At 53.6% G+C, this 23,621-nt stretch carries 23 protein-coding genes and 1 other annotated feature (1 of these 24 only partly in view); of the genes, 3 read left to right on the forward strand and 20 right to left on the reverse strand.

Features of this window, described 5'->3' with window-relative positions:
* Positions 1–16 (forward strand) — a sequence feature (Phe leader region) (it extends 104 nt beyond the left edge of the window).
* 38 nt (positions 17–54) lie between these two features.
* Positions 55–2,010: a chorismate mutase gene (locus ACWAU4_RS15935; protein ID WP_208124975.1), complete on the forward strand. Its 1,956-nt coding sequence runs from the start codon at positions 55–57 to the stop codon at positions 2,008–2,010.
* On the opposite strand, the gene ACWAU4_RS15940 is transcribed toward ACWAU4_RS15935, so the two are convergent.
* From ACWAU4_RS15940 to ffh, 11 genes are all read right to left on the reverse strand, one after another.
* Entirely contained in the window at positions 1,998–3,299 is a 1,302-nt protein-coding gene (locus ACWAU4_RS15940) for a cation:proton antiporter (protein ID WP_208124976.1), read from the reverse strand. The genes ACWAU4_RS15935 and ACWAU4_RS15940 overlap by 13 nt on opposite strands.
* Before the next feature lie 46 nt (positions 3,300–3,345).
* Complete coding sequence (locus ACWAU4_RS15945) at positions 3,346–3,681, reverse strand: hypothetical protein (RefSeq protein ID WP_025010570.1); 336 nt, start codon at positions 3,679–3,681, stop codon at positions 3,346–3,348.
* A 99-nt stretch (positions 3,682–3,780) separates the two neighbouring features.
* Positions 3,781–4,878 carry an FAD-binding oxidoreductase gene (locus ACWAU4_RS15950; RefSeq protein WP_208124977.1) on the reverse strand — a complete coding sequence of 366 codons (1,098 nt, stop codon included), beginning with the start codon at positions 4,876–4,878 and terminating at the stop codon, positions 3,781–3,783.
* 68 nt (positions 4,879–4,946) lie between these two features.
* Complete coding sequence (gene hcp / locus ACWAU4_RS15955) at positions 4,947–6,608, reverse strand: hydroxylamine reductase (protein WP_208124978.1); 1,662 nt, start codon at positions 6,606–6,608, stop codon at positions 4,947–4,949.
* Between the two features lie 229 nt (positions 6,609–6,837).
* Positions 6,838–7,977, reverse strand: coding sequence for a bifunctional chorismate mutase/prephenate dehydrogenase (tyrA, locus tag ACWAU4_RS15960; RefSeq protein ID WP_208124979.1), 1,140 nt, complete (start codon positions 7,975–7,977; stop codon positions 6,838–6,840).
* 13 nt (positions 7,978–7,990) lie between these two features.
* Positions 7,991–9,082, reverse strand: coding sequence for a 3-deoxy-7-phosphoheptulonate synthase (locus tag ACWAU4_RS15965; protein ID WP_025887857.1), 1,092 nt, complete (start codon positions 9,080–9,082; stop codon positions 7,991–7,993).
* Positions 9,083–9,392: 310 nt separating this feature from the next.
* Complete coding sequence (rplS, locus tag ACWAU4_RS15970; protein WP_025010567.1) at positions 9,393–9,746, reverse strand: 50S ribosomal protein L19; 354 nt, start codon at positions 9,744–9,746, stop codon at positions 9,393–9,395.
* Between the two features lie 34 nt (positions 9,747–9,780).
* The gene (gene trmD / locus ACWAU4_RS15975) at positions 9,781–10,524 is read right to left on the reverse strand and encodes a tRNA (guanosine(37)-N1)-methyltransferase TrmD (RefSeq protein ID WP_025887856.1); all 744 of its coding nucleotides are present in this window, start codon (positions 10,522–10,524) and stop codon (positions 9,781–9,783) included.
* Between the two features lie 16 nt (positions 10,525–10,540).
* On the reverse strand, positions 10,541–11,071 hold the full coding sequence (gene rimM, locus ACWAU4_RS15980) for a ribosome maturation factor RimM (RefSeq protein WP_025010565.1): 531 nt from the start codon (positions 11,069–11,071) through the stop codon (positions 10,541–10,543).
* Between the two features lie 21 nt (positions 11,072–11,092).
* Complete coding sequence (gene rpsP, locus ACWAU4_RS15985) at positions 11,093–11,344, reverse strand: 30S ribosomal protein S16 (RefSeq protein ID WP_025010564.1); 252 nt, start codon at positions 11,342–11,344, stop codon at positions 11,093–11,095.
* A gap of 215 nt (positions 11,345–11,559) precedes the next feature.
* Positions 11,560–12,933: a signal recognition particle protein gene (ffh, locus tag ACWAU4_RS15990; RefSeq protein WP_025887855.1), complete on the reverse strand. Its 1,374-nt coding sequence runs from the start codon at positions 12,931–12,933 to the stop codon at positions 11,560–11,562.
* A 305-nt stretch (positions 12,934–13,238) separates the two neighbouring features.
* On the opposite strand from ffh, the gene ACWAU4_RS15995 reads away from it, so the two are divergent.
* Both ACWAU4_RS15995 and ACWAU4_RS16000 read left to right on the forward strand, forming a co-directional pair.
* A complete protein-coding gene (locus tag ACWAU4_RS15995) occupies positions 13,239–14,027 on the forward strand; it encodes a cytochrome C assembly family protein (protein WP_025010563.1) in 789 nt (262 codons plus the stop codon).
* Positions 14,028–14,127: 100 nt separating this feature from the next.
* Positions 14,128–15,396 carry an HlyC/CorC family transporter gene (locus ACWAU4_RS16000; RefSeq protein ID WP_025010562.1) on the forward strand — a complete coding sequence of 423 codons (1,269 nt, stop codon included), beginning with the start codon at positions 14,128–14,130 and terminating at the stop codon, positions 15,394–15,396.
* A gap of 23 nt (positions 15,397–15,419) precedes the next feature.
* On the opposite strand, the gene ACWAU4_RS16005 is transcribed toward ACWAU4_RS16000, so the two are convergent.
* The 9 genes from ACWAU4_RS16005 to ACWAU4_RS16045 all read right to left on the reverse strand — a co-directional run bounded on the left by ACWAU4_RS16005 (position 15,420) and on the right by ACWAU4_RS16045 (position 23,620).
* Positions 15,420–15,959, reverse strand: coding sequence for an Mpo1 family 2-hydroxy fatty acid dioxygenase (locus ACWAU4_RS16005; protein ID WP_096140810.1), 540 nt, complete (start codon positions 15,957–15,959; stop codon positions 15,420–15,422).
* Between the two features lie 292 nt (positions 15,960–16,251).
* Positions 16,252–16,632: a holo-ACP synthase gene (acpS, locus tag ACWAU4_RS16010; protein ID WP_028779787.1), complete on the reverse strand. Its 381-nt coding sequence runs from the start codon at positions 16,630–16,632 to the stop codon at positions 16,252–16,254.
* The gene (pdxJ, locus tag ACWAU4_RS16015) at positions 16,632–17,369 is read right to left on the reverse strand and encodes a pyridoxine 5'-phosphate synthase (protein WP_025887852.1); all 738 of its coding nucleotides are present in this window, start codon (positions 17,367–17,369) and stop codon (positions 16,632–16,634) included. The genes acpS and pdxJ overlap by 1 nt, the downstream gene beginning before the upstream one ends.
* A gap of 111 nt (positions 17,370–17,480) precedes the next feature.
* Positions 17,481–18,206, reverse strand: coding sequence for a DNA repair protein RecO (gene recO, locus ACWAU4_RS16020; RefSeq protein ID WP_144220805.1), 726 nt, complete (start codon positions 18,204–18,206; stop codon positions 17,481–17,483).
* A gap of 8 nt (positions 18,207–18,214) precedes the next feature.
* Positions 18,215–19,204, reverse strand: coding sequence for a GTPase Era (gene era / locus ACWAU4_RS16025; protein ID WP_025887851.1), 990 nt, complete (start codon positions 19,202–19,204; stop codon positions 18,215–18,217).
* Positions 19,201–19,884, reverse strand: a complete 684-nt coding sequence (rnc, locus tag ACWAU4_RS16030) for a ribonuclease III (RefSeq protein WP_025887850.1) — start codon at positions 19,882–19,884, stop codon at positions 19,201–19,203. Before rnc ends, era begins: the two co-directional genes overlap by 4 nt.
* Positions 19,881–20,795: a signal peptidase I gene (lepB, locus tag ACWAU4_RS16035; RefSeq protein ID WP_025887849.1), complete on the reverse strand. Its 915-nt coding sequence runs from the start codon at positions 20,793–20,795 to the stop codon at positions 19,881–19,883. Before lepB ends, rnc begins: the two co-directional genes overlap by 4 nt.
* A 437-nt stretch (positions 20,796–21,232) precedes the next feature.
* On the reverse strand, positions 21,233–23,023 hold the full coding sequence (gene lepA, locus ACWAU4_RS16040) for a translation elongation factor 4 (protein ID WP_025010555.1): 1,791 nt from the start codon (positions 23,021–23,023) through the stop codon (positions 21,233–21,235).
* A gap of 117 nt (positions 23,024–23,140) precedes the next feature.
* Positions 23,141–23,620, reverse strand: coding sequence for a SoxR reducing system RseC family protein (locus tag ACWAU4_RS16045; RefSeq protein ID WP_208124981.1), 480 nt, complete (start codon positions 23,618–23,620; stop codon positions 23,141–23,143).
* Position 23,621: the final 1 nt, after the last annotated feature.

Below are 23,621 nucleotides of genomic sequence, written 5' to 3' on the forward strand. Positions count from 1 at the left end.
GGGAGGCTTTTTTGTCTGTATCATGCACTGAGTATTACTGGTTTAGAGGTCAGAATGAACAAAGTACCGTCGCTGGAGCGAATAAGGGATGACATCACTACCCTGGACAGGGATCTGCTGGCGCTGTTGGCCAAACGCCGACAACTCAGCCTGGAAGTCGCCCGCAGCAAAGAGGTAGATATTCGCCCTATCCGTGATACCCAGAGAGAAAAAGAACTTTTGGCCAGGCTGGTTCGCCAAGGGCGGGAACAGGGGCTGGATGCCCACTATGTCATCAGTCTGTACCAGGCCATTATTGAAGATTCTGTACTGAACCAGCAGGCCTACCTCCAGGGCAGAGCCAATCCCGAAACCCAGAAGCAGCAATACTGCATCGCCTATTTGGGCGCCAGAGGCTCATATTCCTACCTGGCCGCCAGCCGCTACTGTCAACGCCGTCAGGTAGAGATGCAGGATCTGGGTTGCCAGAACTTCGATGATATAGTGCAGGCCGTCGAGTCCGGCCATGCCGACTATGGTTTTCTGCCGATAGAGAACACCTCATCCGGCTCCATCAACGAAGTCTACGATGTGTTGCAGCACACCAGCCTGGCTATTGTGGGTGAAACCACCATAGAAGTGGGCCACTGTCTGCTGGCCAAAGCGGGAAGCAAACTTGCGGATATCAAAACCGTCTACGCCCACCCCCAACCCATCAGCCAATGTAGCCGCTACCTGAGCCGCCATCCCGACTTTCGTCTGGAATATTGTGCCAGCAGCGCCGAAGCAATGGAAAAAGTTCTCCAGGGCGATAACACTGTGGCCGCTATTGGCTCCAGTGAAGGCGGCGCCCTCTACCAGTTGGAACCTCTGGAGCAGGAACTGGCCAATCAAAAAATCAACCAGAGCCGCTTTATCGTAGTGGCCCGCAAGGCGATAGAAGTGCCGGAGCAACTGCCGGCCAAGACCACTCTGATTATGGCCACCGGTCAGAAGCCAGGCGCCTTGGTGGAAGCCTTGCTGATCCTTAAAGATCACAACCTCAATATGAGTAAGCTGGAGTCACGCCCTATCCCGGGCACGCCTTGGGAAGAGATGTTTTATCTGGATGTCGATGCCAATCTGGCATCCATAGCTATGCAGCAAGCACTTGCCGAGCTTGAGCGGCTCACCCGCTTTATCAAGGTACTTGGCTGTTACCCTTGTGAGACGGTCGAGCCAACCCAGCTGAGTCACAGCCAACTGCTGATTGAACCTGAGAGTTCCAGGCAGGACAGCGCCAAACCGTCACCCCAGAGACATTCCCGCCACTATAAACCGGCAAGCACAGAAATTAGTTGCGGCCAGCTCAAACTGGGGCAAGGCCAGTTCGCCGCCTTGGCGCAACTGAACCTCCCCATAGATGCAGCCAGCTTTGCCCCAAGCGCCAAGGCCCTCAGGGAAGCGGGATTTCAAGGGGTGGTTCTCAGCACGCTGACACGCCAACCCAATGCCAAACAGCAACTGCCCAAGTTGCAGAGCCTGTTAAACCAAGCCGGGCTGCAGAGCATTGTTGCCTTGGAGCATGCAGAAGATCTGGCTCTGGCTCAGACCGCGGCCGACATGCTGCTGCTCAGCGGTAAACAGATGTACAACACAGAACTGCTCAATGCGCTTGGCGGACAGAACCTGCCGGTGATATTGGAGCGTAATCCCATGGCCAGCCAACAGGATTGGCTGACCAGCGCAGATACCCTGCTCGCCGCCGGGAATCAGCAGTTGATCCTCTGTGATGCGGGGGTCAGTGGATTGAATCAACCAGAACAACTTGTGTTGGATCTCGCCGCCCTGGTGGAACTAAAAACCCAGAGCCACCTGCCGCTATTGGTAAATCCAAGTCTGTGCCTCAACCCAAGCAGCAGTGAGCAAACACTGACTGCTCAGGCCTTGGCTATCAAGGCGTTGGGCGTAGATGGTTTAATCATCGCAGCCGATGTTCGTCATGCACAGCAACATGCAGGCTTAATCGCCAAACTGTATCAGGCAGCCTGAGTCGATTCGGCAGCGGCTTTACCGGCCTCTGCCGCCTCGCGGCTGCGGCGGATCAAACGGGAAACCGTTGAGCCCTGCACCATGATAGAAAAGACCACCACGGCATAGGTCATTACCAGCAAGAGATCCCTGAGCTCCAGCTCGGGGGTCAGCACTATCCCAGCCGGAATACTCATGGCCATAGCCAGCGCCAGGCCGCCCTTGAGCCCGCCCCAGATCAGGATCCCCTCCGCGCCTTGGCTGTATTGCCGCATACGCCGGAACCCCAGATAAGGTAAGTACACGCTGACACATCTTCCCAACAACACCACAGGGATACTCAGCAGCACAAACCACCAGAGTTGCATATCCAGATGGGTCAACAGTAACAGGAGTCCCAATAGCAGGAACAAGAGCGAATTGAAGAAGTGTTCAAGCAGGCCCCAGAACCTTTGCAGCAATATTCTCCCCGTGACCCCAAAGCATTTTGGCACGGTGAAATTCCCCAGCACGATTCCTGCGGCCACCATGGCCAGAGGGCCGGACACCGAGAGCTTTTCTGCCATCACATAACCTGCGGTCGGCACCACCAAGGTAATCAAGAGTCTCTGGGTTTCTTCATCCGTGAGTTTCATCAGTTGATGCAGCGCAAAGGCCAGCGCCAGGCCATAGGCAATGCCACCAACGGCCTCATGGAAAAACAGCGCGCCGACATCGGCCAGGCTCAGAACCTCGGCGGAAAAAGCCAGCTGCGAGACAGCAACAAACAGCACCAGGCCAATGCCATCATTGAACAGCGACTCACCCTCAACCTGAATAGCAATATCCTCAGGCGCGCCGAGTTTTTTCAAGATGGCCAAAACCGCTATCGGATCGGTTGGTGATATCAAGGCCCCGAACAACAAACAATAACTCCAGGGTAGCGCCAGCCCCAGCAGCGGCATCAAATAGAAACAAAGCGCCGCCACCGTCAGAGTGGAAATCACAGTACCAAGCAGAGCCAGACAGAGAATTTCCCATTTCTGGCTTGCCAGCACCTTGAGCCTTATCTGCAGCGCACCGGCGAAGAGCAGAAAACCCAACATACCGTTCAGCAGCAGCGCCTTAAAGTCGAGCCGCTGCAATACTGAAATGGTTTTGATATGGATATCCAGCTCAAACCACTTACCCACCACCAGGATAATCAGGCTAAGGAGCATGGCCAAGCCTGTGATGGCAATGGTTTCCTGCAGTGAGTGAAAACGACTGGATAACAGCGAGATAATCAGTGCCAGCGCCGCCAGCACACAGAAGAGTTGATAGTCCGTCATATTTCCTTGCGATCAGGCTGACCGCTTCCCTGGTAGCAGACAAGAGCTACATGGCTTGTCCATCTGTGAGGCTGAGCCAGCCCTTGAAGATCCGGTAACTGAACCAGATAACCCCCAGGGCGCACAAGCTGAGGCTGAGCCACAGCGGATTGACCCAGTAGCCCATAGCCAGTAACAGTGCCAAACCCATAATACTGCGCCTTTGCCAGCGCAAGTGAGAGCCCAGCAGCGACAGAGGTGCAACCTGCCTTTGGCTTAAGTTAATCAACAGGCTCAGGAGCACAGGCAGGAAAAACAACGGAAAGGCACACATAAGCGCATATAAAAAATGGCCCATGCTGCGATCTTCACTGGCAAATGCTTCTGAGGGTAAGCTGGTCATAGTCTGTCTCCGGCCAACATCTGGAATGCAGGGCCCAAAGCTCTTGCCCTGCTTTAACCATACTGTGAGATCGCCACTTCTGCAATGCCGGAAACAGAATTAGAAGGGGCCGGTTTCCAGTTGAATATCACTCTTCACCCGGCTGGAGCACGCCAGCACCATACCTGAGTCAATCTCATCCTGGTTGAGCGTCTGTTGGCTGCTGCTTTCCACCTCACCGGAGACAACCCGGCACTTACAGGAGCCACAAACGCCGCTGCGACAGGCGGCAATAATGGGCAAACCTTCAGACTCCAGCGCTTCGAGCAGGGTCTGATCGCCATTGATGCTGAGCTCAAGGCCGGCAACACTCAAGCGATAATTGGCCGAACCGTCACCCGCGGGCGCCGAGGTATTTTCAGCAAAGCTTTCCTTGTGAAAGCGCGTCATATCGAAGTCTGCTTGCGCCAGCATCTCCTCTGTGGCCGTCATATAAGCCTCGGGGCCACAGACATACACGGTGCGCTGGCGATAATCCGGCACAAGTTGTTCCAGTGCCGCCAAGCTCAGGCGTCCCGGTAACATAGGGCACTCGGCAAGGTCCCCGGAGACTGAGGCTGTCTCACCTCCCTGCTCCAGCAGATAGCCCAGCTTAAAGTTATCGTGACGGCTGTTCATGGCCCGCAAACTGCCTCGGAAGATGAGATCCTGCTCGCTTCTGGCACAGTGAATAAAGGCGATATCGCTGTCAAGATAGCTGTCGGTCAGAAAACGACTCATGGAAAACATCGGCGTGATGCCACAACCGGCGCTTAAAAACAGATAGCGCTCGGCCGGTATATCGATAAGGTTAAACTGGCCGTAAGGCCCGGAAGCCATCAGGCTGTGACCCGGCTTAAGATTATCGATAAGGTAGTTGGAAATTTTGCCGCCTTCGACCCTCTTGATGGTCAACATCAATGAGTTGGGCCGAGATGGCGAAGAGGAGATGGTATAACAGCGGCGATACTCCTCACCGGCAATCTCCAATTGCAATGCCACAAACTGCCCGGGCTTGAAATGAAAAGACAGCGGTTGAGCCGCTTTAAAACGAAAACTCACCACATCCGGGGTTTCCTGCCAGCGAGCGACACAAATGAGCCGCAGCTCTCCGGGAACCCATTGACCAGCCTGAAATTGACTGATTGCCGGCGAAACTTGTAATGGATTGAGTGTCATCGAAACTCCCTCTACAGAGAAAGAAATGGCCGGAATGCCGCAGGCATTCCGGCCTCAAGAGATACGCATCAAGCGGCGCCGAGAATCGCCTCCAGGTCTTCCTCAACCGTGCCAACATTGCGCAGGCCGAACTTATCTTCCAGTACCTTCAGCAAATTGGCGGTCAGGAAGGCCGGCGGAGTTGGGCCGGTACGTATGTTCTTCACTCCCAGTGACAGCAAGGTCAGCAGGATCACTATCGCCTTCTGCTCAAACCAGGACAACACCAAACTCAGCGGCAGTTCGTTGATATCACACTCAAAAACTTCAGACAGTGCCAGCGCCAGCTGAATCGCCGAGTAGGCGTCGTTACACTGGCCGATATCCAGCAGTCTGGGGATACCGTTGATATCGCCGAACTCGAGTTTGTTGAACTTGTACTTGCCACAGCCCAGGGTCAGGATCAGGCTGTCTTTGGGGGCAGCCTTGGCAAGGTCGGTGAAGTAACTGCGCTCGGCCTTGTCACCATCACAGCCGCCAATCAGGAAGAAGTGGCGGATATTGCCGTTCTTGACGTTTTCAACCACGGCAGGCGCCGCGTTCATCAAAGCGTTGCGGGCAAAACCTATGGTGATCATATGGGGGATCTCATCATAGGCAAAGCCTTCAAGCGCCAGTGCCTTGTCGATAACGGCACTGAAATCGTCGCCGGTCAGGTGAGTCACGCCCGGCCAACCAACGATACTGCGGGTAAAGATGCGGTCGGCATACTGACCGACATTAGGGTCGATAATGCAGTTGGAGGTCATCACCACGGCGCCGGGGAAGTTGGCAAATTCCTTCTGTTGATTTTGCCAGGCGCTGCCGTAGTTCCCCACCAGATGCGGGTATTTCTTCAGTTCGGGATAGGCCAGCGCCGGCAACATCTCACCATGGGTATAGACATTGATACCCTTGCCTTCTGTCTGTTGCAGGATGAGCTCGAGATCTTTCATATCGTGGCCCGATACCAAGATTGCCTTGCCCTTCACCGGCTTGGTGTTGACCTGAGTCGGCTCTGGATGACCAAAGGCCGCGGTTTCACCGGCATCTAGCATAGCCATCACAGAATAGTTGAGCTGACCTATCTCCATCGCGGTGGCAAACAGCTTGTCAGCATCTGTGCTGTCGGTCGCCAGAAAGGCCATGATTTCGTGGAAACGACCGGCCACTTCGCTGCTGGTCTGATCCAGAACCCGGGCGTGTTCCATATAGGCAGCCGCCCCTTTCAGGCCGTAGAGGCACAGGAGTCGCAGACCGAGAATATCTTCATTGAGGTCATCACCTCGGTTGGGCGCAGCCACTTTGGCCTGTTGTAACAGTTCGGCCTTGGACGCCCCCAGCAGCAGAGTCGCCGCGGCGGACATAGGCTCGGGTGTCACGCCCCTTTGTTCGCAAAGCTCCAGATAGCGCTGCTTTAACTGATCTCGCAAGCGAGCGGCCTCTTTTGCATATTCGCTAATCCGCTCATCGTCGAAGTTGACATTGGTCAGAGTGGCGAAAAATGCCTTGGGCACAAAGGTATCGACTTGCGGATCGATAACCTCAAACTCCCGGAGTTTGACAGCATAGGCCGACAGCCCCTGCAACATGTAAATCAACAGATCCTGCAGATCCGAGGTCGCGGCCAATTTACCGCACATCCCCTGGGCATAGCTGCAGCCATTACCGGCCGGGGTTCGAATGGTTTGCTCACACTGAATACAAAACACGGCATATCTCCTTTAATCATGCTTTATTTTTGCATGTTTTAAATCAGTGTACTCTTTCATCGCTCAGACGAAAGAACGTGAGTCGCAAAGCTTGAAGGGGATCACCTTAAGCGATTGCTGAACAAATGGCTTTTTGACTTCTATCTGGCTGATACAAATGAAAAAGGAGCCTAGAAGGCTCCCTTGGATAAATCACGTTGCACCGTCGGCTGAGTTAACGGCCTTGAGATCAGTGACTCTTCATATCATTGACCGACTGCAGCATGCTGCGGCTCTCGCTGCGAAACTGTGGTGCAAAGTCACCGAACCATTCGGCCACCTCACGGAACTGGCGCACAAAGCCATCTCTGTCGCCGGCCTTGAGCATGGCCAAAGCGCCGGCATAGTTGTCCAGATAGTCGGAGATAGCCCCCAGGCTCTCCTGCTGGGCGAAGATGATATCGGCGTAAAGCTCTGGGCTTTGGGCAAACAAGCGACCGACCATGGCCAGCTCCAGCCGGTAAATCGGTGAGCTGAACTGCAGCAGACTATCGAGATCGGCCTGCTCCCGGCACAAGTTGAGGCCATAGACAAAGCTGGAGAAGTGGCGCATCGCCTGCACCAGTTGCATCGCTTTATCATGCTTACCGGCATCCGCTTCCACCAGCCGAGCTCCCCAAATAGCTATCTGCTCCAGCAGCCAGGCATAGGCCTCACTCTGCCGGCCATGGCACACTACGACAACCTGCTTGGCAAGGCTGCCCACATCCGGGCCAAACATGGGATGAAGCCCCACCACAGGCCCGCAGTGGGCCTCGAGCATGGCTTGCAGCGGCTCCGACTTTATCGAGGTCAGATCCGCAAGAATGCAATCCTTGGGCAAACGCTGTAAACGGGAGCGAATAAGCTCACAGGTAATGGCAATCGGCACAGTGACCAATACCAGACCGGCCCCGTCGAGGATAGCATCAGCATTATTCCAATCATCTTTATCGAGCAGATGTACTGGATAGCCGGAGAGTGTCAGCATCTGGGCAAACAGGGTGCCCAACTGGCCACGACCGCCAATGATCACCACCTTGTTGATATCCGGGTTCACCTGCTTGAAACCCACATCCTTCTCGTTGAGATAGGATTCCCGCATCAAGCGCCGGAGCACATCTTCTATCAACTGCGGCGATACCCCCAGACTTTCGGCTTCTGCACGGCGCTTGGCCAACATGGCGGCCTCCCGCTGCGGTGCATAGATGGGCAGGCCGGCGTTGTGTTTGACCGCGCCGACCTGGGCCACCAAATCCAGCCGCTGACGCAGCAACTTGAGTAACTCTTGGTCGACGCCGTCAATCAGTCCGCGTAACTTTTCCAGCTCTGTCGTGGTTTTCTCACTCATCTCAAATCTTCCGTCAGCCATTTGCCACCCTGAGCATATCAAAGCGAGTGGGTAAAATAGAACTCAGTTGCGCCGCTCCTTGCCTGAGCAGTTGCTCTGTGTCCTGCCAATCTATGCAGGCATCTGTGACCGAAACCCCATAGTCAAGCTCGGCAAGCGGCTTATCACAGGCCTGACTACCGGCAAACAGATGGCTTTCCAGCATCAAACCTATTATGGAACGATTGCCCGCCGCTATCTGGTCAAATACATCCCGGCACACAGGCAGTTGCCGCCGATGATCTTTGTTGGAGTTGCCATGACTACAGTCGATAATCAGTCTGGCATTGAGCCCTGCACCATGCAACTGCCGTTCACACTCGGCCACCGAATCGGCGTCATAGTTGGGGCCCGCCCCACCTCGCAGGATCACATGCCCGTCCGGGTTACCGGCGGTTTGCAGCAAAGCAACCTGCCCTTGTTGATTGATCCCCATAAATCTGTGACTGCTGGCCGCCGACTTGAGGGCGTTAATGGCCACCCCCAGATTGCCATCCGTGCCATTCTTGAACCCTACCGGCATGGAAAGCCCGGAGGCCATCTCCCGGTGGGTTTGTGATTCTGTGGTTCTGGCGCCTATGGCTGACCAAGTCACCAGCTCGGAAATATATTGCGGACTGATGGGATCCAGCGCCTCGGTGGCAACCGGCAACTCGAGTTCGGCCAGAAACAGCATCAACTCCCGCGCCATCCGCAACCCTTTTTCAATATTGAAGGACTCATCCATATCGGGATCATTGATCATCCCTTTCCAGCCCACTGTAGTTCGGGGCTTTTCAAAGTAGACCCGCATCAGGATAAAAAACTGATCCTTGAGCTCGTCATGGAGCTTTTTCAGTTTGAGGGCATATTCCTTGGCCGACTCAATATCGTGAATAGAGCAAGGGCCGGTGACGACCAGCACCCGGTTGTCACGCTTGTGAACTATGTCGGAAACCGTCTTGCGGGCACTGAGAATATAGCGATAACCGTGATCAGAAAGTGGCAACTGCTGCTTGAGTTCTTCGGGAGTTATGAGGACTTGTTCGGCACTGATGTGCACATTCTCTATATTACTGGACTGCATTCTGATCACCTGAAATTAATTTGCGCGACTTGCTTAATCGCATCATCGTAGCGGTACACCATTACGGCATTACACTATGCCGAGACTGAGCCAAGAGATCAAGGGCGAAACCAGAAAAATTTTCATGTCGTCGCAAAGGTGGGAGCAATAGGCTGGGCACTTAGTCTGTGCAGGCGTGCAGGATTGTGAGCTTGGCTGACTTGCGCGATAGCAATCTGCTGTCGCCAGTTCGTGGAGCAGAGAAAGAGAAAACAAAAACCCGCCATATAGGCGGGTCTCTGTGCGAACACTTGCGTCTTTATGTAGCGGCTTACTTAGTAGCCAGCTTCTCACGGATACGTGCAGACTTACCTGAACGCTCACGCAGATAGTACAGCTTGGCGCGACGAACGCGACCACGACGCTTAACTTCGATGCTGGAAATCAGTGGGCTGTGCGTTTGGAAAGCACGCTCAACACCTTCACCATTAGAGATCTTACGTACGGTAAATGCAGAGTGCAGACCGCGGTTACGCTTAGCGATAACCACGCCTTCAAAGGCCTGCAGACGCTCTTTGTCACCTTCTTTAACACGAACCTGAACGACTACGGTATCACCGGCACCGAACTCAGGTACGTCTTTTTTCATTTGCTCATCGTTGAGCATTTTAATGATGTTGTTCATAACTTACTCCGTTCTAGAATTAACTGAGCTGCGACTAGGCTGAGTCCATTGCGTCAACGAACTGCGCTAATAGAGTCGTCTGTTCGTCAGTCAGAGCTAGATTTTCAAATAATTCTGGTCGTCGCTGCAGTGTTCTTATCAAACTCTGCTGTAGACGCCAGCGTCTAATTTCTTCGTGGTTGCCGCTGAGCAACACCGCCGGAACATCCAGTCCATCGAGACATTCAGGCCGGGTATAGTGAGGACAATCCAATAATCCGTCAGAGAAGGAATCCTGCTCTGCCGAGGCCTGTTTGCCCAGCACGCCGGGAACCAGTCTCGAAACCGAATCTATCAGGGTCATTGCCGGCAATTCACCGCCCGAGAGCACGTAATCACCAACCGACCACTCCTCATCCACTTCCGTCTGAATGATGCGCTCATCGATACCTTCGTAGCGACCGCACACCAGGATCAGCTTGGATGATTGTGCCAGCTCAGATACGCCTTGCTGAGTCAGCTTGCGTCCCTGAGGTGACAGATATATCACCTTGGCTCCCTCACCTGCCGCAGCCTTGGCTGCATGAATGGCATCGCGAAGGGGCTGAACCATCATCAACATTCCGGGACCACCACCATAAGGTCTGTCGTCCACAGTGTTGTGTCTGTCATGGGTGAAATCCCTGGGATTCCACGTCTGTACTTCCAGCAGGCCATTCTTCACGGCCCGACCCGTCACGCCAAAGTCTGTTACTGCTCGAAACATCTCCGGGAACAGGGTGATTACCCCTAACCACATAAGCTGTTTCCTCGACTCAGAAGTCCGGATCCCAATCCACTAAAATCTGTTTCGCCGAAACGTTCACCTCTTTGATGAACTGTTCGGTGACAAAGGGGATCATACGTTCCGCTTTGCCAAAGCTATCTTTGGCGTTGGCCTTCACCAGCAAGACGTCGTTGGATCCTGTTTCCACGATCTGATCGACCTTACCCATGTTGTAGCCCTTGGTGTTGATCACTTCGCAGCCGATAAGATCGCGCCAGTAGAACTCATCTTCCGGCAGGTCTTTCATCTGCTCAGGCAGTATGCCGATCTCACAGTTAGTGAGCATCTGCGCCCGCTCCCGCGTCTCTACCCCTTCAAGAGCGGCAACAACCGCCTTGCCCTGATAGCGCCACTGGGTGACCTTCACTTCACGCCATTCGCCCTGCTCTTTAATGAGCCAAGGTGAATAGTCAAAAATACCTTCAACAGAATCGGTATAGGCGGTGATTTTCAGCCAACCTTTAATGCCATAGCTGGAACCAAGTTTGCCCAACACGATTGGCTGTGGGTTACTGCTCATCAATCTATACCTTAAACGCTATTAAGCAGCTGCTTTACGAGCGTCTTTGATCAGTTTTGCTACGCGTTCTGTAGTTGCAGCACCGTTTGAAACCCAGTGCTCAACACGGTCCAGATCCAGGCGCAGAGTTTCTTCCTGGCCTTTGGCCAGAGGGTTGAAGAAACCTACACGCTCGATAAAACGACCGTCACGGGCATTGCGGCTATCAGCAACAACGATGTTGTAAAATGGACGCTTTTTCGCGCCACCACGAGCTAAACGAATGGTAACCATGCGTTCTTTATCCTCTAATGATTTGCTTTTCAGCAAAAATAAAAACTGGAACCCCGTGTTCGCGAAGAGTCCCAGATAGAAAGCCGGAAGATTTTACCTGACTTTCGGGCGAATGCAACCGATCCCGGCTAATTTTACAACGCCCATTCACAGCTTATCCCAAGCGGGACAATAGCTAAGGAAGGTTTGCACCTTCCCGGTAAGGTCATTTGGTATCAGCGGCCGGGGAATTTCATTCCCGGAGGCAACATGCCTCCCAGGCCACGCATCATCTTATGCATGCCGCCCTTGGCGGACATTTTCTTCATCATTTTCTGCATCTGGGTAAACTGCTTCAGCAAGCGGTTTACATCCTGAATTTGAGTGCCGGAACCGGCGGCGATGCGGCGTTTACGCGAGCCCTTGATCATATCCGGGCGCTTACGCTCATCTGGCGTCATGGAGTTAATAATAGCCTCCATCTGACCTGTGAGCTTACCGTTTTGCACCTGCGCCAAAGCATCGGGAGGCAGTTGACCGACACCGGGTAGTTTTTCCAGCATCCCCATCATGCCGCCCATATTCTTCATCTGTTGCAGCTGCTCACGGAAGTCTTCCAGGTCAAAACTGCCGCCGGACTTCACTTTTGAGGCCAGCTTAAGAGCTTTTTCCTTATCGACACCGCGCTCAACTTCTTCGATGAGCGACAACACGTCTCCCATCCCCAGAATACGGGAAGCGACCCGGTCTGGATGGAAAGGCTCAAGGGCATCAGTCTTCTCACCGACCCCAAGGAACTTAATGGGTTTACCTGTAATATGGCGAATGGACAGGGCGGCACCGCCTCTGGCATCACCATCCACCTTGGTGAGGATCACCCCGGTCAGCGGCAGCGCTTCATTAAAGGCCTTGGCGGTATTGGCCGCATCCTGACCTGTCATGGCGTCGACCACAAACAAGGTTTCAACCGGCTTGACCGCAGCGTGCAGTGCCTTGATCTCATCCATCATCGCCTCGTCCACATGCAGACGACCGGCGGTATCCAGAATCACTACATCGATAAACTTACGCTTGGCGTAAGCTATGGCATCATTGGCGATATCCACCGGTTTCTGGCTGACGTCCGATGGGAAAAATTCGACTTCAACTTCATTGGCCAGGGTTTCCAGCTGCTTGATCGCCGCCGGACGGTATACGTCGGCACTGACCACAAGCACAGACTTCTTCTGTCTGGTACGCAGGAACTTACCCAGCTTGGCGACACTGGTGGTTTTACCCGCGCCCTGCAGGCCCGCCATCATCAATACGGCAGGTGGCTGGGCGGCCAGGTTGAGGGCCTCATTGGCCTCGCCCATGGCTTTTTCCAGTTCACTCTGGACAATTTTGACAAACACCTGGCCCGGGGTCAGGCTCTTGGCCACTTCCTGGCCAACGGCACGTTCTTTGACGCTGCTGACAAATTCCCGCACCACAGGCAGGGCCACATCGGCCTCCAGCAATGCCATACGAACTTCGCGCAGGGTGTCCTTCACGTTCTCTTCAGTCAAGCGACCCCGACCACTGATATTTTTCAGGGTGCGGGACAATCTGTCGGTGAGATTCTCAAACATCGTCCAGTTCTATACCGTTTATGAATGTAAAATGATGGGGCGTATTATAACTATGCCGGGGTATTAATGCAGCCCTGTTCTCAAGATGGGGTTAAATAGACGCTTATCAAGGTGCAAATAAACATTTTGCCTTAATGCGGGTGGGAACCAATTGCCGTATTTTATGCACTAACTGTCGGGAACTGCATAATTTTGTCGTCTGGGTCACTGCCCAATTACCGACGGCTCATGTTATTCTAACGCAAACAAGTTTTTCCGATGCCGCCCACAGAGGCCAATTACACATAAGGATAGGTTAATCCCAGATGGTCATTCTCTCTGCTGCCGCGATGTTTTTCTACAGCATAGCGCTGATATTAGTGACAAGCCGCTTATTTCATGCCGAGGGGCCCAACCGCCGCGCCGTAGCCGGTTTTGCCGCCTTGGGTGTGATACTGCACGCCGCAGCCCTGTACCAGGCGATCTTTACCGCCGATGGCCAGAACTTCAGCCTGACCAATGTGATATCCATGGTGAACTGGATCATCGCTTTGGCGTTCACTCTGGTGCTTTCCCGTATCAAGGTCATAGTCTTGGTGCCTGTTGTGTATGCCTGCTCTGTGATATCCGTAGCCCTGCTATGGCTGCTGCCACCCAAATACATTACCCATTTTGAGCTGCACCCCGAAGTGTTGGTCCATGTGGTGTTGTCATTGATGGCCTACAGTGCCTTGATGATAGCGGCACTCTATGCCATCCAACTGGCCGTTATCCAGAACAAGCTGAAGAAAAAGCAGTTGATGTTGAGCCCGGCTATTCCGCCGCTGATGACGGTCGAAAAGCAGCTGTACCACCTGATCATCATAGGGGTGATTTTGCTGAGTCTGTCGCTCGCCACCGGCTTTATCTTCCTTGATGATATGTTTGCCGATGGCAAGGGTCACAAGGCGGTACTTTCCATTCTGGCTTGGTTCGTCTATATCGCCATGTTGTGGCAGCAATATACCGTGGGTTGCCGTATCCGCACGGCGGTGATCTACAGTCTGACAGGCGCCAGCCTGCTCTCCCTGGCTTACTTTGGCGCCCGCATCGTCAAAGAGCTCATCCTGAGCTAATCTGAGTCGAGTCGGGCAAGGCCTAGACCTTTGCCTGACTTGACACTCCATCCAATTGCCAGTATTTACTAACTTTCGCTATTCCTGACGGGGCCCCTTTTTGGACGATATATCGACCGGCATACTCCTGATAATTCTACTGCTGTTAATCCTGATTTCGGCGTATTTTTCCGGTTCGGAAACCGCCATGATGACCCTAAACCGCTACAGGTTACGTCATCTGGCCAATAATGGTCACAAGGGCGCCAGACGCGCCATTAAGTTGCTGGACCGCCCCGATAGGCTCATAGGCCTGATCCTCATAGGCAACAACCTGGTCAATATCCTGGCCTCCTCAATCGCCACTATTTTAGGGATTCGACTCTGGGGCGACTTGGGATTGGCCATAGCCACCGGGGTACTGACACTTGTGGTATTGGTATTTGCCGAAGTGACGCCCAAAACTGTGGCTGCGCTGCACCCCGAACGTATCGCCTTCCCCTCCAGCCTGGTACTCAAGTGGTTGCTGTGGCTGTTTTCGCCTCTGGTCAAGAGCGTCAATATTATCACCTCCTTTATTCTCAGGCTGATGGGAATACGCTCCATCCGTGCCGATGATGCCCTGAGCCAGGAAGAGCTGCGCACAGTAGTACATGAAGCCGGGGCCCTGATCCCAAGACGCCACCAGGAGATGCTGTTATCGATTCTGGATCTGGAAAAGGTTACAGTGGAAGACATCATGGTGCCCCGCTCCGAGCTCTATGCCATCAATATCAATGATGACTTCAAGAGTATCAACAAGCAGGTTATTCAGAGCCCGCATACCCGGGTACTCTTGTATCGTGACAACATAGATGATGCCGTGGGTTTTGTGCATCTGCGTGATGCCTTGAGACTGCAGTCCAAGGAGCAGTTCAGTAAATCCTCGCTACTTAGAGCCGTGAAAGAGCTGTACTTTATTCCCGAGGGCACACCGCTCAACGTGCAATTGGCCAACTTCCAGCACAATAAGGAACGCATAGGCCTGGTGGTGGATGAATACGGTGATATTCAAGGATTGGTGACGCTGGAAGATATTCTTGAGGAAATCGTCGGTGACTTTACCACTTCCATGGTCACTACTCCCAGCGAAGATATTACCCCGCAGCAGGATGGCAGCTTTCTGATCGATGCCACCATCAATATCCGCGATCTCAACAAAGAGATGGAATGGGACTTCCCCACCGACGGCCCCAAGACCCTCAATGGTTTGATTCTGGAATATCTGGAAGAGATACCCCAGGCCAATACCAGCCTGAGGCTCGCGGGTTACCCGATGGAAGTGGTGGAAGTGGCCGACAACATGATCAAGACAGTGCGGATCATGCCGCAGTTTTATCGCCCATCCTGAAACTCAACCCACTTTGAGCTGAGTCATTGGGCAGTATTGGCTGCCCTTTTGGCGGCTTCCAGTGCCCGGCGTTTGTCCCGGGCTATCGCGGTGATGGTGTTATCCAACTCACCTTCCAGCCCCAGCATAAAAAACACTTCGGCCATCAGGAAAAAGGGGCCAATAAGCAGTTGGTTAAGATCATCGATAAAAGCCGGTTTGGCCTTTTCATACTTGTGGCCAATAAACTGGAATATCCAACCTATGACAAAAACCGTTATGCCCAACCAAATACTGGCATAGCCCAGGGTATAGAGCCATTCGGTCGTCAGAATCATCGGCAGGATAAACAGTGCCAGTCCCAGCGCCAAACGCCAATGCAGCTTGATGTAATAAAGCATCACCCCAACAGCCAGCAACATGGCGACGCTGAGAGTGCCGCTTGAAAAAGGCAGGCGCCACAACGACAGCATTAAAAATACTGACCATATAATCAATGGGATACCGATAAAATGAGTTTTGATATTGGTAGGGTTCAGATGCACACTCTTATAAGTGGACAACTGTTCAACAGCCGACTTCATGACGCTCTCCTTGGTTTTATTATTCTCCTCCCGCCAAGCAGGGACCTCGAGTGTCTATTTGATTCCGGTGCAGGCCCATATACTTGAGCTTCAGATAAGTGCCTGTACTCAGATGCGATTAATACACCTGATGGTTTGAGAGTACCGCAACAATTAACCTGTGACAACGCCATAAAAAAGGAGCCTCTCGGCTCCTCTCATGCTTTGACAAACTGTACTTTGACAAACCTGACAAACAGCCAGTCTAACAGACTTGGACAAGGCCCTCAGTACCAGGCAAGGCTTAGTTGTGCTAGTCGCTTAAGATAACAGTCGCCACCGCATAGTGACGTTCATCGGCAATGGACAGCAGTGCCCGCTTGGCGCCCAGTGTTTCCAGGCGCTGGTGCGCGCCATCACTGAATTCAAGCTGGGGCGCACCATCGGCATTATTGCTGATATGAATATGCTGAAACGAGACTCCACGGCCTATTCCGGTTCCCAGCGCCTTGGCAGCCGCTTCCTTGGCCGCAAAGCGCTTGGCCAGAAATCGCGCCGGTTCGCTCAGCGTCTGAAAGCGGGCATATTCGGCCTCGGTCAGCACCCGTTTGGCCAGCCTATCTCCGCCCCGCTCCAACTGAGCCTCAATGCGGGCGATTTCCACTATGTCGGTTCCCAGTCCCAGCACAGCCATTACTCGCCTCTGCGACCTTCCAGCATGAGTTGCTTCATATCTCTGACCGCCTTGTCCAGGCCGTCTATCGCCGCCCTGGCTATGATGGCGTGGCCGATATTCAGCTCATGCAACTCGGGGATGGCAGCTATCGGCTTCACATTGTGATAGTGCAACCCGTGCCCTGCGTTGACCACCAGGCCCTTGCCATGAGCATAGGCAGCCATTTCCGTGATACGGGCCAACTCCTCGCTCTCCTCTTCGGCGCTATGGGCGTCGGCGTAGCGGCCGGTATGAATTTCTATCACGGGCGCACCCACGGCTACGGCGGCATCTATCTGCTCGCGGTTGGCATCGATAAAGAGTGATACCTTAATGCCCTGCTCGGCCAGACGTTTAACCGCCGCGGCGATTTTCGGCTGCTGACCGGCAACGTCCAAGCCGCCCTCTGTAGTAAGCTCTTCACGTTTCTCCGGCACCAGACATACATAGACAGGCTTAACCTCACAGGCGATATCCAGCATCTCTTCGGTGACCGCCATTTCCAGATTCATCCGGGTCTTGAGCGTCTTGGCCAGCAGGTAGACATCGCGATCCACTATGTGGCGTCTGTCTTCACGAAGATGGATAGTGATCCCCTCGGCGCCGGCGTGCTCGGCCACGGCCGCTGCATGCACAGGATCCGGGTAATGGGTGCCACGCACCTGCCGCAAGGTGGCGATATGATCTATATTCACCCCTAACAAGATTCTATTCATCTTTAACTCCTTGATAATTACTGGAATGCACCAGCCTGATCGGCGGTATAAAAGCAGTTTCTATTCTCTGCCATTGTAACGGCAGCATTTGAAAAAAGCGGGCTGAAGAGCTCATTTCTCTCCTCGGCTGGGCGGCTGTGGGGCCCTTGACGAATTTTCCCCCCGGCGGGCAAACAACTGCCTGCTGAGCAGTGGCTTATCACCGAGCAGTGGCCGGAGCAATTGCCGGGTCAAGACTTTGGCGGCTTGCCAATCCCCTTGCTGAAGGCGGTTTTCTGCCAATGCCAATAGAGTGCTTCCCGGCAGTGCCTCTTGCCGCTTGGCATCACCAATAAAGGGGATGAACCCCTGTTCAGGAATGAATCTGTAGCAGCCATCGGCTTGGATATCGGCGCCATCAGCATCCTTCACCAATGAGGGCATGCAGCCAAGCTCGGATAAGAGTCTGAGCTCGAAATAACGCAGTGTTGTCTGCTCAAAGCCCTTGGCCAGCGCCAGCAGGCTCTGATGATAACTGAAAAACAGCGCTTCGCCACTCTGGTGGTTGCCCAGTACCCGCACCAAGAGTTCATTGAGGTACATGGCCGCATATAAAGCGTCCCCGGACAGGGGCACTGCCGGGGACGCACTCTCAATTTGAGTCAGGGTTCTGAGGTCGCTGCGGCCACTCAGTTGGAACAGCAGCGGCTGAAACGGCTGCACTATGCTCTTTATCGAGCGCTTGCCACTGCCGACTCTGGCAACGGCGTCGACCCGACCAAGGCCATCCACCAGCAGGTTCAACAACATGCTGGATTCCCGATAGGGCCGGGCGTGCAGCACATAGCCTCGCAGCATAGTCGGCCTCAGTCTTCGCCGTAACCCAGGCTGCGAAGGGCACGTTCATCATCGGCCCAGCCCGACTTCACCTTGACCCAGACTTCCAGGAACACTTTGTTATCAAATAACTGCTCCATGTCCTTGCGGGCCTCAGTGGCGATAGTGCGAATCCGCTCGCCCTTCTTGCCGATCACCATGCGTTTCTGGCCGTCGCGTTCAACCAGAATAAGCGCATTGATCTGATAGACGCCATTCTCCATCATCTTGAACTGCTCGATTTCCACCGTGGCATCATAAGGCAGTTCATCACCGAGAAAACGCATCAGTTTTTCACGGACGATTTCAGAGGCCATAAAGCGTTGTGAACGGTCGGTAATATAATCTTCCGGGAAATAGTGCACGCTCTCGGGCAGTGACTCTTTCGCCAGCGACATCAAGCGGCCGACATTGGTACCCGACTTGGCAGAGATGGGCACAATTTCATCGAAGGCATACTTCTGTCCCAGGGCTTCCAGGTGCGGAAACAGTGTCTCCTTATCCTTGATATAGTCGACCTTGTTCACTGCCAGCACTGTCTTGCGCTCACTGCCGCCATGACGCAGTTTATTGAGCACCATTTCGTCATCAGCGGTCCAGTTGAGGCCATCGACCACAAAGATCACCATGCAGACATCGGCCAGCGAGCTGGCGGCAGCGCGGTTCATCAAACGGTTGATGGCGCGCTTTTCCTCTATGTGTAGTCCAGGGGTGTCGATAAAGACTATCTGCGATGGGCCTTCGGTGTGGATCCCCATGATCCTGTGGCGGGTGGTTTGCGGCTTACGGGAGGTGATACTCACCTTTTGGCCGAGCAAACGGTTGAGCAAGGTGGACTTGCCGACATTGGGGCGACCGACTATGGCCACCATACCGCAGTAGGTAACATCATAGGCGGGTGTCGGTGACTGCTGGTTCATCTTGGCCAGCAGTTCATCCAGGCTCGGCTCCTGGGCCGGTACCTCTGGGGTCTTACTCATTTTTTCAGTAACTCCAATATCCCAGCAGCGGCTTGCTGCTCGGCTTTTCTGCGTGAACTGCCGGTGCCGGATACGGCTTGAGCCAGCTCTTCGATACGACATTCTACGGTAAAGGTCTGATCATGCGCCTCGCCGGAAACCGCCACCACTTTATACTCAGGCAGAGATTTCTTATAGCCCTGCAGGTACTCCTGCAACTGGGTCTTGGCATCTTTCTGGCTGACCCCGGGTTGAATCGCCTTCAGTCGCTGCTGGTACCAGCCCAAGAGCAGTGGTCGACAGGTTTCCAGATCTGAGTCCAGGTAGATGGCACCTATGATGGCCTCCACCGCATCGGCGAGAATGGATTCGCGGCGAAACCCGCCGCTCTTGAGTTCGCCCGGGCCCAGGGTCAGATAGTCACCCAGCTTAAACTCCTTGGCGATTTGTGCCAGGGTGTCACCGCGCACCAAGGTGGCACGCATCCGGCTGAGATCGCCTTCGGTCGCCTTGGGGAACTGATGATACAGGGCATCGGAAATCACTATCGACAGGATAGAGTCACCGAGAAATTCCAACCGCTCGTTATGCTTGTTGGCCGCACTTCTGTGAGTCATGGCCTGCTCCAGCAGCGCCATGTTATTGAATTCATACCCCAGAGTACGACACAGACGGGCAAAATTCTTCACAGGTTCTCTCACTTCAAACCACCTACACGTTCAAAACGCACACCGCTTGGCACCCAGGTAGGTAACCAATCCTGAGGCTGGCGCTCAAACTCAAAGCTTATCCAGATTGCCACAGCCTTACCCACCAGGTTGGCTTCAGGCACAAAGCCCCAGAAACGGCTGTCGGTACTGTTGTCGCGGTTATCACCCATGGCAAAATAGTGGCCTTCAGGTACGACAAACTCCCCTTGAGCAAAGCCTGGCTCACGGTAATAGAAGGCCGATGGCTCAGGGCGGGCCGGGTTGATCAGAATATCGTGTGTCACCTCACCCAGTTGCTCGCGAAAACGCAGCAGATCCACGCCATCATCCTGGAATTCGCCTTTATTGACCGGTGCTCTCAATACCAGTTTAGGGCCTGGACAAGGTTGTTGCTCCTTACAGGCTTCCTGAATATAGAGTTCCTTGTTGCGATAGATGATCTTATCGCCTGGCAAACCGATAACCCGTTTGATGTAATCGACCCGCTCATCTTTAGGGTATTTGAATACTATGATATCGCCGCGCTCCGGCTCGCCGGTTTCCACCAGCTTGCTGCGCCATACAGGATCTTTCAGGCCATAGCTGAATTTTTCCACCAGAATGAAGTCACCCACCAGCAGGGTTGGCATCATGGAGCCGGAAGGGATCTGAAACGGCTCGTACAAAAAAGATCTCAGGATTAGCACAAAGGCTATCACAGGGAAAATGGACTTGGAGGTTTCCACATAACCTGGCTCCTGAATGATTTTTTCAGTGACTTCATCGGTCAAGGTGCCATTTTGCGCTTGAGCCAGTGCCAGTTTAGCCTGACGCTTGGGGGCCAGCACAAAGGCATCTAGCGCCCAGATAAGGCCACTGACCAAGGTCACCAGCACCAGAATAATGGAAAAATAGGCTGCCATTGGTTATTTAACTCCTGCCTTGTATTAAATTGGAATAAGTCTTGTCAGCTTTAGGGAAGGTGCGAATAAGTCCCATGTGTGCTCTGCGTCGGCTTACAAGCCTGGATGCAAGGCGTGGTTCGCAGCAAATGGCCCTAGTCCTTTGCAAGAAGCACAACACAGCAGGCAGGCTTGTAAGCCACGCCCTTCGGGGCTTGCACAGCAACCGGCTTTCGGCGTTATCCGCCTTTGGCAGGCCCCGGCATGCCTTCAGTCAGATGCCTTGAACGCCAATTGCTGTGTAAGCCAGAGTGCCACGAGGACTTGTTCGCACCTTCCTTAGTTAGTTTACCCATATTTGCCGTTCCAGGGACAGGTCTCCTCTTAAACTAACTAAAGCGCCGCAAAATGCGGCGCAAATGAGATGTTGCTATCCAGGGCGCCGAGGCGCCACAGGATCACTCGTTCAGTTTCAATACCGCCAGGAAGGCTTCCTGTGGAACTTCCACGTTACCGAGCTGCTTCATCCGTTTCTTACCTTCTTTCTGCTTCTGCAGCAGTTTCTTCTTCCGGGAAACGTCACCACCGTAACACTTGGCGGTTACGTCTTTACGCAGTGCTTTCACGGTCGAACGGGCCACAATCTGACTGCCCACTGCGGCTTGGATTGCAATATCAAACATCTGCCGCGGGATCAGCTCTTTCATCTTCTCCACCAGGGCGATACCACGGTGGCGTATGTTGCCCCTGTGGATGATCATCGCCAGTGCATCGACTCTGTCGCCGTTGATCAACACATCCAAACGCACCATGTCGGCCGCCTGGAAGTAGACAAAATTGTACTCGAGCGAAGCATAGCCACGACTGGTGGACTTAAGCCTGTCAAAGAAGTCCATCACGACTTCGGCCGCCGGAATATGATAGGTCAGTGCTACCTGGTTGCCGTGGTAAACCATATTCTTCTGCACACCGCGCTTTTCAACACACAGAGTGATCACGTTGCCCAGGTAATCTTTGGGCACCAGAATATTGGCTTCGACGATAGGCTCACGCATCTCTTCGATATAGTTGAGCGCCGGCAACTCGGATGGGTTATCCACATAGACAACATCGCCATTGGTCAGTTCAACTTCATATTCCACAGTCGGTGCCGTGGTGATCAGATCCAGGTCATATTCCCGCTCCAATCGCTCCTGGATGATCTCCATGTGCAGGAGTCCCAGATAACCGATACGGAAACCAAAGCCCAAGGCGGTGGAGTTTTCCGGCTCAAACTGCAGTGAAGCATCGTTCAGACTCAACTTATTCAGCGCATCACGGAAGCTTTCATAGTCGTCGGTAGAGATGGGGAACACACCAGCGTACACCTGAGGCTTCACTTTCTTGAAGCCAGGCAGAGGCTTGTCTGCGCCGTGTTTGGCATGGGTCAGGGTATCCCCCACAGGGGCACCGTGGATCTCCTTGATACCGGCGATGATAAAACCTACTTCACCGGTTCTCAGTTCAGTTTTTTCTGTCTGCTTGGGTGTGAAGATCCCCACCTTGTCGGCGTTGTAAGTCTGGCCTGTGCTCATGACCTTGAACTTATCGCCCTTCTTGAGCACGCCGTTCTTGATCCGCACCAGAGACACAACCCCTTGGTAGCTGTCGAACCAGGAGTCGACGATCAGAGCCTGCAGCGGCCCTTCCGGATCACCTTCCGGTGGCGGAATTTGTGCCACTATGGTTTCCAGCACTTCGTCTATGCCAACACCAGTCTTGGCAGAGCAGCGTACAGCGTCTTTAGCTTCAATGCCGACTATGTCTTCAATCTCGGCCGCAACCCGCTCGGGCTCAGCCTGAGGCAGGTCAATCTTGTTGAGTACAGGAACGACATCCAGATCCATTTCCAGCGCGGTATAACAGTTCGCCAGTGTCTGGGCCTCAACCCCTTGACCAGCATCAACCACCAGCAAGGCTCCTTCACAAGCCGCCAGCGAGCGGGAAACTTCATAGGAGAAGTCAACGTGCCCTGGGGTATCGATGAAGTTCAGCTGATAAGTTTCACCGTCTTTTGCCTTATAGTCGAGTGTAACGCTCTGGGCCTTGATGGTGATACCGCGTTCGCGCTCCAGATCCATTGAATCCAGCACCTGAGCAGCCATTTCACGGTCGGTTAAGCCGCCACAAACCTGGATCAGGCGATCTGAGAGGGTAGATTTGCCATGGTCGATATGGGCAATAATCGAAAAGTTTCTAATATGTTTCATTATGCTGCAATGACTAAATTCTAATGGGAGACTGTGCTCAAAGGTGCGAAATTGTACCCGATTGCTGGGCCAATACCAATTAGATTCACACTTTGAGCCTTTGTGGGAAGGACAGGATTAGTGGCAGTGAGTTTCTGAAGCGCTCTCCATGGCTTGGCCAAGATTGGCGAGAATGACGGGTTGAGCCCGGTTTTCAATCCTGCGTGCCTGAGACTTGCCCAGTAGCCAAGCCAGCAAGGCAAAGGCGATCGCCATGGATATGGCGCCGCCATCTGTACTGAACCCGGCGAGCGAGGCAACAAAGCGCCCCAATAACCCGCCCAGAAACAACCCGGCCAAAGGCAGCATGTAAACCAGCAGAGCCGCCTTGAGCACTACGCTTTCCGGCAAGCCCAAACGCAGCAAAGTGCCTTCGGGATAAGTTTCAGTGCTGGGCAGGGAAAACTCCTGCAACCGACTGCCAAACGCCTTGGCAACTGCCGAAGTGCCGCAGGATTCGCTGCTGGAACAGTGATTGCAGGCGCTCTTCAACTCCACCTGCACCTTGACCCAACCATCACTGTCTGTACCTATGACCTTAGCCACCTGTTCCATCATA

The sequence above is a fragment of the Shewanella sp. FeAMO genome, assembly GCF_053653955.1.

What these genes read in the sequence shown, in the direction of transcription:
- ffh (WP_025887855.1), bottom strand. Translation starts at nt 12,933, where the DNA reads ATGTTTGAGAATCTCACCGACAGATTGTCCCGCACCCTGAAAAATATC.
- rplS (WP_025010567.1), bottom strand. Translation starts at nt 9,746, where the DNA reads ATGAACAACATCATTAAAATGCTCAACGATGAGCAAATGAAAAAAGAC.
- ACWAU4_RS15965 (WP_025887857.1), bottom strand. Translation starts at nt 9,082, where the DNA reads ATGCAGTCCAGTAATATAGAGAATGTGCACATCAGTGCCGAACAAGTC.
- rimM (WP_025010565.1), bottom strand. Translation starts at nt 11,071, where the DNA reads ATGAGCAGTAACCCACAGCCAATCGTGTTGGGCAAACTTGGTTCCAGC.
- ACWAU4_RS15940 (WP_208124976.1), bottom strand. Translation starts at nt 3,299, where the DNA reads ATGACGGACTATCAACTCTTCTGTGTGCTGGCGGCGCTGGCACTGATT.
- ACWAU4_RS15950 (WP_208124977.1), bottom strand. Translation starts at nt 4,878, where the DNA reads ATGACACTCAATCCATTACAAGTTTCGCCGGCAATCAGTCAATTTCAG.
- ACWAU4_RS15935 (WP_208124975.1), top strand. Translation starts at nt 55, where the DNA reads ATGAACAAAGTACCGTCGCTGGAGCGAATAAGGGATGACATCACTACC.
- ACWAU4_RS16005 (WP_096140810.1), bottom strand. Translation starts at nt 15,959, where the DNA reads ATGAAGTCGGCTGTTGAACAGTTGTCCACTTATAAGAGTGTGCATCTG.
- pdxJ (WP_025887852.1), bottom strand. Translation starts at nt 17,369, where the DNA reads ATGAATAGAATCTTGTTAGGGGTGAATATAGATCATATCGCCACCTTG.
- rpsP (WP_025010564.1), bottom strand. Translation starts at nt 11,344, where the DNA reads ATGGTTACCATTCGTTTAGCTCGTGGTGGCGCGAAAAAGCGTCCATTT.
- lepA (WP_025010555.1), bottom strand. Translation starts at nt 23,023, where the DNA reads ATGAAACATATTAGAAACTTTTCGATTATTGCCCATATCGACCATGGC.
- lepB (WP_025887849.1), bottom strand. Translation starts at nt 20,795, where the DNA reads ATGGCAGCCTATTTTTCCATTATTCTGGTGCTGGTGACCTTGGTCAGT.
- acpS (WP_028779787.1), bottom strand. Translation starts at nt 16,632, where the DNA reads ATGGCTGTGCTGGGACTGGGAACCGACATAGTGGAAATCGCCCGCATT.
- ACWAU4_RS15995 (WP_025010563.1), top strand. Translation starts at nt 13,239, where the DNA reads ATGGTCATTCTCTCTGCTGCCGCGATGTTTTTCTACAGCATAGCGCTG.
- ACWAU4_RS16045 (WP_208124981.1), bottom strand. Translation starts at nt 23,620, where the DNA reads ATGATGGAACAGGTGGCTAAGGTCATAGGTACAGACAGTGATGGTTGG.
- era (WP_025887851.1), bottom strand. Translation starts at nt 19,204, where the DNA reads ATGAGTAAGACCCCAGAGGTACCGGCCCAGGAGCCGAGCCTGGATGAA.
- recO (WP_144220805.1), bottom strand. Translation starts at nt 18,206, where the DNA reads ATGCTGCGAGGCTATGTGCTGCACGCCCGGCCCTATCGGGAATCCAGC.
- trmD (WP_025887856.1), bottom strand. Translation starts at nt 10,524, where the DNA reads ATGTGGTTAGGGGTAATCACCCTGTTCCCGGAGATGTTTCGAGCAGTA.
- tyrA (WP_208124979.1), bottom strand. Translation starts at nt 7,977, where the DNA reads ATGAGTGAGAAAACCACGACAGAGCTGGAAAAGTTACGCGGACTGATT.
- ACWAU4_RS15945 (WP_025010570.1), bottom strand. Translation starts at nt 3,681, where the DNA reads ATGACCAGCTTACCCTCAGAAGCATTTGCCAGTGAAGATCGCAGCATG.